General features: G+C 41.4%; 14 protein-coding genes and 1 riboswitch. Of the genes, 4 read left to right on the forward strand and 10 right to left on the reverse strand.

The window, feature by feature from the left end:
- Window positions 1-21 precede the first annotated feature (21 nt).
- Window positions 22-102: riboswitch (cyclic di-GMP riboswitch) on the reverse strand.
- A gap of 424 nt (window positions 103-526) precedes the next feature.
- The 10 genes from rplT to G610_RS0115640 all read right to left on the reverse strand — a co-directional run bounded on the left by rplT (window position 527) and on the right by G610_RS0115640 (window position 9,289).
- The gene (gene rplT, locus G610_RS0115595; protein ID WP_026494947.1) at window positions 527-883 is read right to left on the reverse strand and encodes a 50S ribosomal protein L20; all 357 of its coding nucleotides are present in this window, start codon (window positions 881-883) and stop codon (window positions 527-529) included.
- Between the two features lie 53 nt (window positions 884-936).
- Entirely contained in the window at window positions 937-1,137 is a 201-nt protein-coding gene (gene rpmI / locus G610_RS0115600; RefSeq protein ID WP_026494948.1) for a 50S ribosomal protein L35, read from the reverse strand.
- A gap of 115 nt (window positions 1,138-1,252) precedes the next feature.
- Window positions 1,253-1,789, reverse strand: coding sequence for a translation initiation factor IF-3 (gene infC, locus G610_RS0115605; protein WP_196809863.1), 537 nt, complete (start codon window positions 1,787-1,789; stop codon window positions 1,253-1,255).
- Between the two features lie 250 nt (window positions 1,790-2,039).
- Window positions 2,040-2,645 (reverse strand): HAD family hydrolase, encoded by a 606-nt coding sequence (locus G610_RS0115610; protein WP_026525507.1) that lies wholly within the window; start codon window positions 2,643-2,645, stop codon window positions 2,040-2,042.
- 53 nt (window positions 2,646-2,698) lie between these two features.
- A complete protein-coding gene (locus G610_RS21295; protein WP_051198054.1) occupies window positions 2,699-2,986 on the reverse strand; it encodes a hypothetical protein in 288 nt (95 codons plus the stop codon).
- Between the two features lie 96 nt (window positions 2,987-3,082).
- Window positions 3,083-4,375 (reverse strand): adenylosuccinate synthase, encoded by a 1,293-nt coding sequence (locus G610_RS0115620; protein WP_026525508.1) that lies wholly within the window; start codon window positions 4,373-4,375, stop codon window positions 3,083-3,085.
- Window positions 4,376-4,426: 51 nt separating this feature from the next.
- Window positions 4,427-5,341 (reverse strand): Ig-like domain-containing protein, encoded by a 915-nt coding sequence (locus G610_RS0115625; protein ID WP_026525509.1) that lies wholly within the window; start codon window positions 5,339-5,341, stop codon window positions 4,427-4,429.
- 69 nt (window positions 5,342-5,410) lie between these two features.
- Complete coding sequence (cysK, locus tag G610_RS0115630; protein ID WP_026525510.1) at window positions 5,411-6,340, reverse strand: cysteine synthase A; 930 nt, start codon at window positions 6,338-6,340, stop codon at window positions 5,411-5,413.
- 190 nt (window positions 6,341-6,530) lie between these two features.
- Window positions 6,531-8,243, reverse strand: coding sequence for an alpha-amylase family glycosyl hydrolase (locus G610_RS21300; RefSeq protein WP_035797766.1), 1,713 nt, complete (start codon window positions 8,241-8,243; stop codon window positions 6,531-6,533).
- Between the two features lie 71 nt (window positions 8,244-8,314).
- Window positions 8,315-9,289 (reverse strand): hypothetical protein, encoded by a 975-nt coding sequence (locus tag G610_RS0115640; protein ID WP_330368172.1) that lies wholly within the window; start codon window positions 9,287-9,289, stop codon window positions 8,315-8,317.
- A 163-nt stretch (window positions 9,290-9,452) separates the two neighbouring features.
- Here G610_RS0115640 and G610_RS0115645 point away from each other — a divergent pair, with 163 nt between their 5' ends.
- The 4 genes from G610_RS0115645 to G610_RS0115660 all read left to right on the forward strand — a co-directional run bounded on the left by G610_RS0115645 (window position 9,453) and on the right by G610_RS0115660 (window position 14,201).
- Window positions 9,453-10,466 (forward strand): LacI family DNA-binding transcriptional regulator, encoded by a 1,014-nt coding sequence (locus G610_RS0115645; protein ID WP_026525512.1) that lies wholly within the window; start codon window positions 9,453-9,455, stop codon window positions 10,464-10,466.
- A 292-nt stretch (window positions 10,467-10,758) separates the two neighbouring features.
- Window positions 10,759-12,120, forward strand: a complete 1,362-nt coding sequence (locus tag G610_RS0115650; RefSeq protein ID WP_026525513.1) for an ABC transporter substrate-binding protein — start codon at window positions 10,759-10,761, stop codon at window positions 12,118-12,120.
- A 159-nt stretch (window positions 12,121-12,279) separates the two neighbouring features.
- Complete coding sequence (locus tag G610_RS0115655) at window positions 12,280-13,332, forward strand: carbohydrate ABC transporter permease (RefSeq protein WP_026525514.1); 1,053 nt, start codon at window positions 12,280-12,282, stop codon at window positions 13,330-13,332.
- Complete coding sequence (locus tag G610_RS0115660) at window positions 13,332-14,201, forward strand: carbohydrate ABC transporter permease (RefSeq protein ID WP_026525515.1); 870 nt, start codon at window positions 13,332-13,334, stop codon at window positions 14,199-14,201. Before G610_RS0115655 ends, G610_RS0115660 begins: the two co-directional genes overlap by 1 nt.
- Window positions 14,202-14,254 lie beyond the last annotated feature (53 nt).

The following is a 14,254-nucleotide window of genomic DNA, read 5'->3' on the forward strand; positions in this document are numbered from 1 at the left end:
TCGTTAACTGCACCACAACGTGCAGGCAGCTGGCTGTCTGCCAGGCAAGCAGACCCTGTAGCTTTGCGTCACTATCTTGCGATAGTTTTGCCCTGAATAACAAATTTATTAAGTTGTCAAATGTGACATACTGCCTATAAATCACATTTGAAATTATTTTTCACACTTACTCTTAAAATTATGATAAAACATTTGAAAAGAAAAATCAAGTTTTATTTTTAATAATCAAATATTTTTTCATTTGTGATTACAAGTGTAAATTTACAAGTTTTCCCTTACAATACTACAGTATAATGAAAACGCCCTATTTTCAATAGATTACAGACTTTTTTCCTAAAGAATTTATGCTTGTTTATACTTTTTATAATTACATTATAAGAATTTCAATTTCCGGGAATTTTGAAAATAGAAACTAGGAAATGAAAGAAATATTTTTTAACAGGGAATTATGAAGAAATTCCTTTAAGATAAAAAACGCATCATCCCTATACGGGATAATGCGTCTAATTCACATAATAAGTGAAAGTTATGCAATCTTCTGCTTAGCGATCTCTGTAAGAGTCTTGAAGCCTTCTGCATCGTTAACTGCCATCTCAGCGAGCATCTTGCGGTTGATATCAACACCTGCAAGCTTAAGACCATGCATAAGGTTTGAGTAAGACATACCGTTAAGACGAGCTGCTGCATTGATACGTGTGATCCAAAGAGATCTCATATCTCTCTTCTTCTGCTTACGTCCAGCGAATGCAGATGTAAGTGCTCTCATAACTGACTGCTTAGCTACTCTGTACTGCTTTGATCTAGCGCCTCTATAGCCCTTTGCGAGCTTTAAAACTCTCTTATGCTTTTTCTTGGCGTTCATGCCACCTTTAATTCTTGCCATTTTTGTTTCCTCCTAAATTATTCTGGTACTGCTCTTAAACGATAATACTTGGATTAAACGTAAGGCAGAATCTTCTTCATGTTCTTAACATTAGTAGCGTCAACAACTGCTGCCTGTCTAAGAGTTCTCTTCTTCTTTGTTGTCTTCTTTGTAAGAATGTGACGCTTGTACGCCTTGTTACGGATCAGCTTACCTGTGCCTGTTACTTTGAAACGCTTGGCAGCAGATCTGTTTGTTTTCATCTTGTGCTGCATAACTAAATCCTCCTATGCTTGTAAATTATTGCTATAGCCTGTCTAAGACAGCGTAATCATCCATGAATGTTTTTGAACAATTACTTTATATGTAACCTGCTAATGGCAGGAGACATTACTTCTTCTCAGTAAGGAACATGGTCATACTACGTCCCTCAACCTTGGGCTGCTTGTCGATAACAGCAACATCCTCAAGAGCCTTGGCAAAATCTGTAAGAATATGCACGCTAGCTCCCATGTGAGCCATCTCACGTCCTCTGAAACGAAGAGTAATCTTAACTCTGTTGCCCTTCTCAAGGAACTTCTTAGCTGCATTAACCTTGGTATTAAGGTCATTTGTATCAATATTGGGTGAAAGTCTGATCTCTTTGATCTCGACATTCTTCTGCTTCTTACGGGCTTCCTTCTCTTTACGAAGCTGTTCATATTTGAACTTACCGTAATCAACTATACGACAAACCGGTGGCTTAGCGTTAGGAGCGATCTTTACAAGATCAACACCGGCTTCATCAGCAAGCTTCCTGGCATCTGCGATAGACATTACACCAAGCTGCTCATTGTTAACCCCAATTACACGAACTTCTTTGTCTCTGATCTGTTCATTGATGAATAAATCGTTGTTGCTAATTGCTTTGTACCTCCAATAGTAAATAAAAAAGTGGACTCGCTCGGAATCCACTTAATAATCTTCAAAATCATACACAACCATGATCTAAGCTACCCGCAAGTCTGTATACATCGGATATAAAACTCATGTTATGTCTTGAAAATATTAACACCTGCCAGCTTAGCCGCAGGGTGAGAGTGGAAACCTCTGCTTTGTTTTCATACCTGTATAAGATACAATGTAAACTCATGTCTGTCAAGCACTTTTTTACAATGTAATGCTTTTTAGTTCATTCTCAGCGTACGCCAAGTGCCTGCAACTCATCTTCAACCTGTTCGTAGGTCTTAAAAACAATACCGTTCATGCCAAATTCTCTGGCTGCAATGATATTCTTCTCAGTATCATCTATAAATACGCATTCACCAGGAATAAGATCGTACCTCTTGGTAATAAGTTCATAGATTGCTCTGTCAGGCTTAATGATCTTATCTCTGTAACTGAGGATTCCGCCATCAGTCTCATCCAAAAACTCCTGCATGAACATATTGGGTTCAAGGGCCTGTTTGGAAAAATTGGAAAGAACAAGTACCTTGTAACCCTTTGACTTAAGCTCTTTTATCCATGGAATGGTACGTTCTCTTTTTCTAAGAAGTCCTGTGAGGTCGCTGAATGCACTTCTAAGCTCCTCTTCGATCTCGGGATCGTTCTTTACAAAGCCGTCAATTATTTCCTTTGAATTAAGGACGCCTCTGTCGAACTCGTTCCAGGCCTCGGATCTGACACTGGCATTTCCCATACGCTGAACCATTTCTTCGCTGTAGCCCTTGCTTCTAAGGAAGTCATCCCAGCAAAAATCCACCAGAACTCCGCCTATATCAAAAATTATTGTTGTAATTGCCATAATTTTCCTTCGTCCGTCCAATCACACAGGCGCCATCAGCGCCTATCAAAAACTTACTTCTCGCTGTCTGTATCTTCTGTTGCCGTATCAAATTTCCCGTAAGGGTCAGGTGATGCAACAGTTCTCTTACCTGAAAGAGCAGTATAAACCCAAAGTATGAGCCACACAAGTATCGGTATTGCGACCGTTGCTGCGGCGCAAGCAAGAAATGCACTTCCGGAACCCGTCTTACCGAATAATGCCACCAAAAAGAATACCACATACACCAAAAGAAGCAAAACAATTCCAACCCATGCAATTACGCGCTTTGCAAGCGGTGTCTTCTTATTTTCATTCTCCATAATAATTCTTCTCCATAAAAAGGAATCAACATAATCTACCATAATTATAGAAAAGCCCCGCCGTAATATCAGCGGCGAGGCTATCAGTTACTCTTATTATTTGCTAAGAGGGCTCTCACGATAAATGATATCTTCACGTGAAGGGCCATTGGATACCATGGTAATAGGATATCCGATCTCCTTCTCGATGAACTCGATATACTTGCGGCAGTTCTCAGGAAGTTCTTCATAATTCTTGATACCGCGAATATCGCACTTCCATCCGGGAAGAGTCTCATAAACAGGCTTAGCCTTCTCAAGAAGGTGTGTTACAGGGAATTCCTTAGTAACTTCGCCGTCAATATCATAGCCAACGCAAACCGGAATCTCATCAAGATATCCAAGTACATCCAGAACTGTGAAAGCTACATCTGTAGCGCCCTGAAGTCTGCAGCCATATTTGCTGGCTACGCAGTCGTACCATCCCATACGTCTCGGACGACCTGTTGTAGCGCCGTACTCGCCGCCGTCACCGCCGCGTCTTCTAAGCTCATCTGCCTCTTCACCAAAGATCTCTGATGTGAAAGCACCTGCTCCAACTGCTGATGAATATGCTTTGTTAACAACAACGATCTGCTTAATATCGTAAGGAGCGATACCTGCTCCGATTGCACCGTAAGCTGCAAGTGTTGAAGATGATGTAACCATAGGATAAATGCCGTGGTCGGGATCCTTCATGGTTCCAAGCTGTCCCTCAAGAAGAACAGTCTTGTTCTCTTTAATAGCCTTGTCAAGGAAAAGAGAAGTATCTGCAACATAAGGCTTAACCATATCTCTCCACTCATGAAGAGTCTCAAGAAGCTCTGCAGGATCAATCTCAGGCTTGTGATAAAGCTCTTTAAGAAGAATGTTCTTGGTTACAAGAACTCTCTCAACCTTCTCTTTAAGAAGCTCTTCATCAAATAATTCATTTACCTGGAAACCAATCTTTGCATACTTATCTGAATAAAAAGGCGCAATACCTGACTTGGTAGAACCAAATGACTTACCGCCAAGTCTCTCCTCTTCATACTGATCAAACAGGATGTGATAAGGCATCACAAACTGACAACGATCTGAAATTAAAAGATTGGGTGTAGGAACGCCCTTGTCAATAACTGACTGAAGTTCACCGATAAGAACCGGAATATTAAGAGCAACTCCGTTACCAATAATATTTGTTATATGCTGATGGAAAACTCCGGATGGAAGTGTGTGAAGCGCAAATTTGCCATACTGATTTACGATAGTATGACCTGCATTGGCTCCTCCCTGAAAACGTACAACCACATCGGCATTGTCTGCCATCATGTCTGTGATCTTACCTTTTCCTTCATCACCCCAGTTTGCACCAACTACTGCTTTAACCATATTTCCTCCATTCTGTGTTACGCATGGGTTTTTCGCAACGTTACAAACATATCACGAAAATACTTTTTTGACAATGTATTTCCAAAGAGCCTTGGTTGGCTTTGGAAGATAATGAACACCATCTCTTGTTTCTATGGTGACATGCTTCTTTGTATATTTGTACAAATCGATAGTTCTGATTCTGCTGTTTCCCTTGGCATAGTTTCTAAGAGCTTTGTTAAAATGTCCGATTACATTAACGCCAAAATAGTAATCATCTCCCTCTGGGAAATATGCGGGACTTACGGCTCCGATTGTGCAAAGTACAAGATTCTTACCTCTTTTTAATAACTTATTATAGGTCTTCTTGTACACCTTGAAATTACCATAATTATTTGCACCAAGCCAGGAAACAACAGTATCGTAATCATTAAGATCTGTATATTTATAAATCTTTTCAAGATAGCTGTTGGTAGCTCCATCAGCGGTGTAAACCACCATTCCATTTCTGACATAGCCCTCATAGGTTCCGGGAGTTCCTGTGAAAAGATCAACTCCTCGTGAATCACCAAGGAATAATGTTCTTGTAGTCTCGTCGGCAACAGAAAGAATTATCTTCAGCTTTTTACCGGTCTTTTTCTCTTTAACATTGATTACTGCACGGCCCTTCTTAACTGAATGAATCACACCGTTCTTATCAATAGTAGCAACCTTTTTATTTTCAGAAGAAAATTTACATTTGCTGGCATCAATCTGTTTTTTCCCCGAATATATGATGAGCTGCAAATCCTTTCCTAAATCCAGTTTTTTGTAGTATGGCTGATTGCTTTTCTGAACCTTGTACTCCTTGGTCAGGAGCTCTGCACCGTTCAAAGATGAAGCCTCTACATTACCAAGCTGCCTGTAGCCGATAAAGTCAGGCTTAATTAGAAATACTGGCACAAGCATAAGTGCCAAAATCAAGAATTTTTTTAAAACCTTTTTCATAATACTAAATATCACTTCCTTTACGTTAAAACATTATACTCTTTTTTCCTGTAAATGGAAGAATAAATACTATTCATCAAATAACGGTGTTGAGAAATATCTCTCTGCTGTATCTGGAAGAACCGTCACAACCGTTTTCCCCTTGCCAAGCTTCTTCGCAAGCTTGATTGCAGCAGCAACATTGGTTCCGCTGGAAATACCGCACATAAGTCCCTCAAGGTGGGCAAGCTTCTGGGCGGTAGTTATTGCATCATCATCAGATACAACACAAATTTCATCATAAATATTCTGATTAAGAATGTCCGGAATTATTCCATCTCCGATACCCATCTGAAGATGTGTACCCACATTTCCTCCTGCAAGGATAGCTGCGTTTTCAGGCTCTGCTGCCCATATCTCGATTGATGGATACTTTTCCTTAAGTACTTCACCTATTCCGGTAAGAGTTCCGCCTGTTCCTATTCCGGAGCAGAAACCATCTACAGGTCCCTCAACCTGCTGAATTATTTCAAGGGCTGTGCCATTCTTATGGGCCATGGTGTTTGCGGGATTCTCAAACTGCTGTGGAACAAATACATTAGGATCTTCTTCCTTCATCTTGAGAGCAGTTTTAAGGCACTCATCGATACATTTTCCGATATCTCCATCGTCGTGAATCAGAACAACCTCTGCGCCATAGTGCTTTATGAGTTTCCTGCGCTCCTCACTGACTGAATCAGGCATAATAATAATTGTCTTATAGCCCCTGACTGCACCTACAAGCGCAAGTCCTATACCCTGATTACCGCTGGTTGGTTCAACAATGATAGTGTCTTTATTTATCTTCCCCTGCTTTTCAGCTTCATTTATCATGTTGAGGGCAGTTCTTGTCTTTATTGAGCCGCCTATGTTAGTTCCTTCAAACTTAACCAGAATCTGCGCACTGTCAGAATCCGTCATGTGGTTAAGCCTTACCATAGGAGTATGTCCTACCGCCTCAAGAATATTCTCATATATCATGGAAAAATCGCTCTCCTCCGCATATTTATTCTAAACACACTCACATATTTTATACTATTGATAATCTATCAACAAGAATTTGTTTTATGAGAAGCGGATTCTCTTTTGATTCTAGTGTGGCACAAAAAATCCCTCATCAGATGGTTCTGCACCGATGAGGGATTCATTAGTTTAAATCATCTTGCTACTATTAAATTATCTCATAATTATAAGTAGAGAAATCTGCCTTAAGTGTAATCTTTGATCCGTTGTTCTCCCATGTAAAGTTCATAACAGAACCATCCTGTGTGATGCTAAGCTTTGCATCAAATCCGAAAGCAGGATTGGTGTTACGAAGTCTGAGGAGTTCAAGCTGCTTCTGAACTACAGGCTTCTTCATCATCTCTTTGATTGCTTCATTAGAAAGATTTGTACGGTTAATCTCCTTATGTCCGCCTGCACCTGCTCTCTTAACAGCTTCAAGGTCGTTCTCGCCTGCAAAGAGGTCAAGATACCAAACCTGAGGCTTGCCGGGCATGAACATCTGCACTGCTCTTGCAAAGAGCATCTTCTGCTCATCAGCGCCAAGAGCACTGTAATATGTAGCATTAACCTGATAGTACATATTCTTCTGACCGTGAAGGTTCTTTACAAGTCCGCCTCTTCCAACGATTGTCTGGATGAGACTCTCTATTTCTTCATCAGGAATAAATCCCTTAAGATCAAGAACAGGAATACCATCGTGGCAGCCAAGCATGTTGACTACGCGGATATTTTTATCCATAAGCTCGTTTGCCCATTTAGCTAGAACTTCTCCGCTATGTTTTTCCATAGCATAGATAAGAAGTCCGGGAAGGAAGAAGTCGTAGGTCATATAGCCCTTACCTGCAACCTTCTCATAAATTCCTGCACTGTAGCTGTCATGAATCTCGGGAAGAAGTCTTACGCCGTTCTTATCAGCGATACCCTTTACTCTCTCAAGAACATCCCATGTATCGGGCTCGTTAAGGAAGTTCTTCTTGCCGGGATCCTTGGGTGCGTATGCAAAAGCATCAAGTCTTACGATTGCTGCGCCGTAGCCTGCAAGAGTCTTTAGTGTATTCTCATAGTGCTCCCAAACAAGATCAGACTTGATATTAAGATCCATCTGTCCAAGATATTTTCTGCCGTTTGCAAGGAATTCAAGAACCGCTGCGCGATACTCTTCATACTTGCCAAATTCAATTTCCTCGGGCTTTTTGCCTTCATCAAGACCTTCGCATACGAGCTTTGCAATTCTCTCAGCGCTCATATACTGAAGTCTTCCGCCACCCTGCTCATCTGTAGAAGCTGCAACGCCATGAGCTTCCTTATAATCCTCAACTGCTGCAATAATGTCCTGAGCATCAGGCTTTCTGTACTGAACCTCCTGATAGAAGGTGTTCCAGTAAGGAATTTCTTTTCCGTCAGGCATGCGAACCATGAGGATAGGAAGACCGGGCTTTCTGAAAAACATATCCTTAATAAGGTCTTCTCTGGGCTGAATGTAACCCTCTTCTGTCATCTCGCCGCAGCCATCCCAGAATTTATTCCAGTTGATGAAAAAGTCAGCGTACTTGGACTTTTCACCGTTTTTCAAAAGATCCTGAAACTGAGGTGAAAGAACTGATGCGTGATTCAGAATGAAATCAAGCTTAAGATCGATTCCAAGAGCTCTTAATCTGTCCAGATCTTCCTTAGAGCCAAGTTCCTTATTGATACCATAATCGATAACTGAGAATCCGCGATCAAGGTCGGTATTGTAAATGCTGGGAAGAATATAGAAGGAACTGAAGGTATCCTTAAACTCCTCTTTTTCAAGCACTGTTACAATATCATCAAGAGTACCGCCCATACTGTCGGGATAAGCATTAAGCATAGGTCCGTTATCTACAAATTTACTCATAATTTCTCCTTTAAATCCAAAAATGAAGCCGTTAACTCACTTCAATAAAAAGAACACTTCAAAACGTATTCTTACAGTCCCATAAGGGTCTTGTACTCATCATAGCTGATGATCTCGCCCTGCTTACTAACGATGATCTTAGCCTTGTGAGCCTGTGACATAAGCTTGTTCTGCTCAAGCTCAAGAACCATCATTGTGAAAGGACTGTCTACCTTACCGTCACGAGCTCTGCTTCTTCTGTGCTCAAGAGTCTCCTGAGGTGTGCTGTTAAGAAGGATTGGAATATCAACTTCCTTCATGCAATCTGTGTTACCGTGGGTCCACTCAATGATAAGAACCTGCTTAGCTGACATATCAACTTCGTCATACCAGAGTGTGCTCTCATCTCTGCCCATTCTCTTAAGCCAGAGCTTATCTGCGCCGTTCTTGAAAGCAGCAAGGATAGAATCAACTTCTGCAAAATCTGTCTCATTGGGAGTTCCAAGATATGCATCAAGTCCTTTTTTGCCTGCCTCAAGATAAGTCTCAAACCAGGGATATTCTTTTACATGCTCTGCATTGGCATCATCATTCTGCTCCTGAAAGCCTTTAACTACAGCGTAATTCTCAGGGTTCATAGCACCGCCGTCAACCATTCCTCTGATTCCGCACTGTCTGAAAGTATGAAGTCTCTCAGCATCGTTATACATAGGAATTCTGTGAGGATAGTTATCACCTGACATTGTGTAGCTTCCGATTCCGCTCTGCTCAAGCATATATGAAAGAAGTGATGCGATCTCGGATTTACCTACACCTGATCCTCCGCATACAGTAACAACGGCTCTTCCAAAAGGATTTGCAGCAGTTACCTTTGAGAGCTCTTTAAGGAGCTTAGGGAAAATAGTCTTTGCCTTTGCAATATGGCTCTCGCCAATCTCTATCTTGTCTCCGGGCATATCTCCGTGAGGTATATCAGAAGGAATTGTAAACTCCTTCACACTAAGTGTCTCAACCATTTCATCAGTCACAGGTGTCATTGGACCAATCTTACCAAAAACAGTATTCATCTTTTATTCCTTTCAAAAAAATCCTTGGTTTTAACTTTAACGCAAAAGTTTCTTATATTATGTGCATTTTCGAGTTTTTGACAGCACTTTATTCTCGTGCTATGTTAACAATATAATCAATTTGGAACTTTTGTAAAGTAAAATTTTATGACCGGGTTTTTTCATGATTACAATTAAAGAAATTGCGACACAACTAAATATGAGTACCACTACGGTTTCCAACGTTATTCACGGCAAGACCGGAGAAGTTTCTCCTGCCACGATTAAAATTGTGGAGGATTACTTAAAGAAGGTCGATTATGTTCCAAATATCAATGCAAGAAATCTTGCACAGAACCAATCGAAAATAATCGGCGTTGCCCTGAAGGCCCGTGCTGACAAATACGAGAATCTTCTGATGGATCCTTTCGTTTCCGAACTCATCGGTGGCATCGAGGAATCCATAAGGAACGCAGGCTACTTTATGATGCTCTATATTTCAAGAGATACCAACGAAATAATGCGTCACGTATCGACCTGGAATGTGGATGGTCTCCTTCTATTCGGTATGATCGACAACGACGGAATCCGTGTCAGTGAGCGATATAAAAAGCCCATAGTATGCATAGACACATACTCTATAGAAGGTCTTAAGCACTTCATAAATGTAGGTCTGAACGACAGACAGGGCTGCTTTGATATGGTCAACTATATGATAAAACAGGGCCATAAAAAGATAGCATTCCTTTCAGATAACATGCGAGGTGTCGACTACGAGCGCTTCTCAGGTTACAAATATGCTCTTGAAGGGAACGGCATACATTATGATGAAAGCTGGTTTTTGCAGATAAAACCCAAAAACGAGGATATAGAAAAATCACTTGATGATATCTGCAAGCGCATTCCGGAATTCGACGGCGTAATGTGCGTATCCGATCTGTATGCGGTACAGCTCATGTGTGCTCTCAAGGACAGAGGCGTAAATGTTCCCGAGGATATTTCCATAGCAGGTTTTGATGATACTTTGCTGGGTCAGCTCCACAGACCTGCTCTTACTACTGTTCACCAGGATGTAAAGCAGAAGGGAATCATGGCCACGGATATCCTGCTTAAAAGAATTAAGGGAGAAAAAACTCCCAAGCAGGTTCAGCTTCCCACAGAGCTAATCATCCGAGACACAGTAAAATGCAGGCTTTAACTATACAATCTATACAACAAAAAGCCTAAAAATATCGAAATCGTTTGAGCAATGTGTATATAATACACATTGCTCTTCTTTTTTCCACTTTCTAAAAAATTTATAATTTGGCAAAGTCAGTGTTGACGGGCTTTTACGCATAAGGTGTTGTAAAATCTAATAAGTTTATAAAATTTTTTCTTGAAATTAATCCGTTAACGTGGTATTTTCTTCATAGCATAAAACTTATGCGCAAAAGTAACCGCTAACCACTATGCGGGTGGCTAGCAAAGTGCACAACAAGGAGGGTAACATGAAAAAGAAAGTATTATCTATTCTTCTCGCCGGAACAATGGCGCTCAGCATGACAGCATGCGGCGGATCAACCGGCACAACTGACACAGCTGCTGATACAGCAGAGTCAACAGAGACAGCTACAGAGTCCACAGAGGCTGCTGAGTCCACAGAGGCTGCTGAGTCTACAGAGGCTACTGAGTCTACTGCTTCAGCTGGAGCAATCAGACTTCTTAATGGTAAGCCTGAGATCAACGATCAGCTTAAAGAACTCGCTGAGCTTTACAAGTCTGAGACTGGTAATGAAGTTGTTATCGAGACAATCGGTGGCGACACAAGCGCTGGTGATGAGCTTAAGAAAATGTACCAGGCTGACAACATGCCTGACATCTTCGTTATCGAAGCAAACCAGGCTGCTACATGGGACGGAATGCTTGCTGATCTCGCTGGTGAAGAATGGACAGACAAGACAGGCTTCGAGCTTGTTAATGATTCCATGGGAACAATCGGCTTCCCTTATACAGTAGAGGCTACAGCTCTTGGTTACAACGCTGACATCCTTTCACAGGCAGGCGTTGATCCTTCTACTCTTACAAGCCCTGATGCTTGGAAGGCTGCTTGCGAAGCAATCGATGCCAAGAAGGATGAGCTTGGACTTACAGCTGTATTCGCATGGTGCGCAGAGCCCACAAACCTTGGCTGGTCTTCAGGTACACACGTATTTGGTCAGTACCTTGATGCAGGTCTTAAGGCAGACGACACAACATACATCGATCTTCTTAACGACGGCGGTCAGATCGATGAGGCAAGAATGAAGAACTTCGCTGAGTTCGTTGGTATGATGAACCAGTACTCTGACAAGGATCATCTTCTTGTTGACGGAACATATGATGAGCAGGTTGCCGGATTCAAGGAAGGCAAGTTCGCTTTCATCACACAGGGTAACTGGTGTGTAACATCTCCTGATGATGTATCATTCGAAGTTGGTTTTGCTCCTTATGCATTTGAGGATGGCATGAACACAATCATCGCTGGACCTCCGTCATACTGGGTAGCATACAAGGACGGTAACGTAGACGCTGCTAAGGCATTCTTCAACTGGTGCGCAGGCGATTCAGCTCAGAACATCCTTGTTAACAAGGCTGGTCTTGTATCTCCTTTCGATGATTGCCAGTATGAAGCTACAAATCCTTTCTACAAGAGCATGAAGAGCTACATCGATGCTGGTAACTACAGCGGATGGCACACAATGCTTAAGAAGGACGGTCTTCAGAACGAGACATGTCAGGTATTTGCAGATTATGCAAAGGGATCAATCGCTGACGCTGATGAGTTCGTTGAGAAGATTTCATCTGTAATCAAGGGTTACTACGCTGAATAATTTATAGTCACTTTTATAAATACCGGGCAGAGCAAATGCTCTGCCCGATTTATCTCGTAATACTAACTGATTTTCAACATATTTTACTTATCAAATTATTTACTTAGCAGAGAACTTTAAATCTATTGACAGGCTTTAGGCCATAAAGGAGATTCTTGCATGAAAACACCATCTTCGACTAAAGGAGCTCTTTCCATACTTTGCCTGATCGCAGGGCTAGGACTACTTATATGGTCTCTCGCTCTGGATTTCACTAAATCGGAAGCTTCTTTCCGTGGCACTACACTTATCCTGGGTATTGTAGGCATAGTTTTAGGATTATACTTCTTCCCCACACTTAAGCATCACCGTACAATTATTAACATTCTTTTCTTATTCCCGCTGCTGTTTGCCTTTTTGGTAACAGTTATCATTCCTCTCTTCCTTGGTATTGGTTATTCCTTTACTGATTGGGACGGAATCAGAGTAAGAAATACTGTTGGACTTACCAATTACACAAGTATGTTTACACAGCCAAGTTTCCTTTGGTCTATATTCCTGACATTCTTGTTCGTTGTATGTAACATGATAATGGTTAACCTGGTAGCATTCCTTTTGGCTCTTCTTTGCACATCAAAGATCAAGGGTCTTGGATTCTTCAGAGCAGCTTACTTCCTGCCTAACCTTATCGGTGGTATCGTACTTGGTTACATATGGCAGTTCATTTTCAGTAACGTTGTTACTAAGGTATTTAACACTCAGTATTCGATGATCGCTGACACAGGAACAGCTTTCCTTGCAGTTATCATAGTTTATATCTGGCAGTACGCCGGATACATAATGCTCATCTACATCACAGGTCTTAATACTATTCCCGGCGATGTACTTGAAGCTTCAGCTATTGACGGAGCAGGTCCCATGCAGACTCTTTTCGAGATAAAGATTCCTATGATCGCTCCTACAATTACTATTTGTACATTCCTTACACTTACAAGTGCATTCAAGCAGTTCGATGTAAACCTTGCACTTACAAATGGTAAGGGATCCGTTGATATTTTTGGAAATTACCTCACAAATGGTACCGAGATGCTTGCTCTTAATATCTATAACACAGCAGTTATTAAGAACAATTACGCACTTGGTCAGGCAAAGGCCGTATTGTTCTTCATTATTCTGGCCTGCGTATCCATTTTACAGGTTCGCATATCTAACAAGAAGGAGGTTGAATTATAATGCATACCAAGGAAAAAACATCCAGCGTAATAATCCGCTTCATCATTGCTATTATAATTGCAGCTTATGTGCTGTTCCCTTTCTTCCTTGTTGTAATCAACTCCTTCAAGGATGCTAATGAGATCACTTCAAATCCTATCGGATTTAACGGCGCATCCTTCAGCAAGCTTATTAGAAACCTTGATGAAGTTATTAACAACTCAAGCTTTACATTCTGGCAGACCTTTGGTTATTCAGCACTTATTACTGTTCTGTCTCTTGGACTTCTTGCTTTGTTCGGAGCTATGGCAGCATGGGTTATCTGCCGTAACAAGACTGTATGGTCAAATGTGATCTACTTCACATTCATCGCATCCATGATCATTCCTTTCCAGGTAGTTATGCTGCCTCTTATCTCTACCTTCAGAGATGTAGGAAAATTCATCGGTATCCCGATGCTTAAGTCCGTTCCCGGTATCGTATTTGCTTATCTGGGATTCGGTGGTGCCATGACAGTATTCATTCTCGTAGGATTTATTAAGGGAATTCCTTTTGATCTTGAGGAAGCAGCATCAATCGACGGATGCTCACCTGAGCAGGTGTTCTTCAAGGTTATCTTCCCTCTTCTTACACCTGTTATTACAACAGTAACAATCCTTAACGGAATGTGGATCTGGAACGATTATCTTCTGCCTTCAATGATGCTTGGTCAGAACGGTCCGGTTAAAACACTTCCCGTTGCAGTTCAGGCTTTCGTAGGTTCCTACGTTAAGCAGTGGAACCTGATTCTGGCAGCTGCACTTCTTGCAATCCTGCCTATGATCATCCTCTTCCTTATCGCTCAGAAGCAAATCATGGAAGGTATGATCGAGGGAGCTGTTAAAGGTTAACTTTCCATTTTAATAAGCCGTCCGGTTTACTACCACCGGGCGGCTTTTATATT

This window comes from Butyrivibrio sp. MB2005 (assembly GCF_000424285.1).
In the GTDB taxonomy this organism is placed as follows: domain Bacteria; phylum Bacillota; class Clostridia; order Lachnospirales; family Lachnospiraceae; genus Butyrivibrio.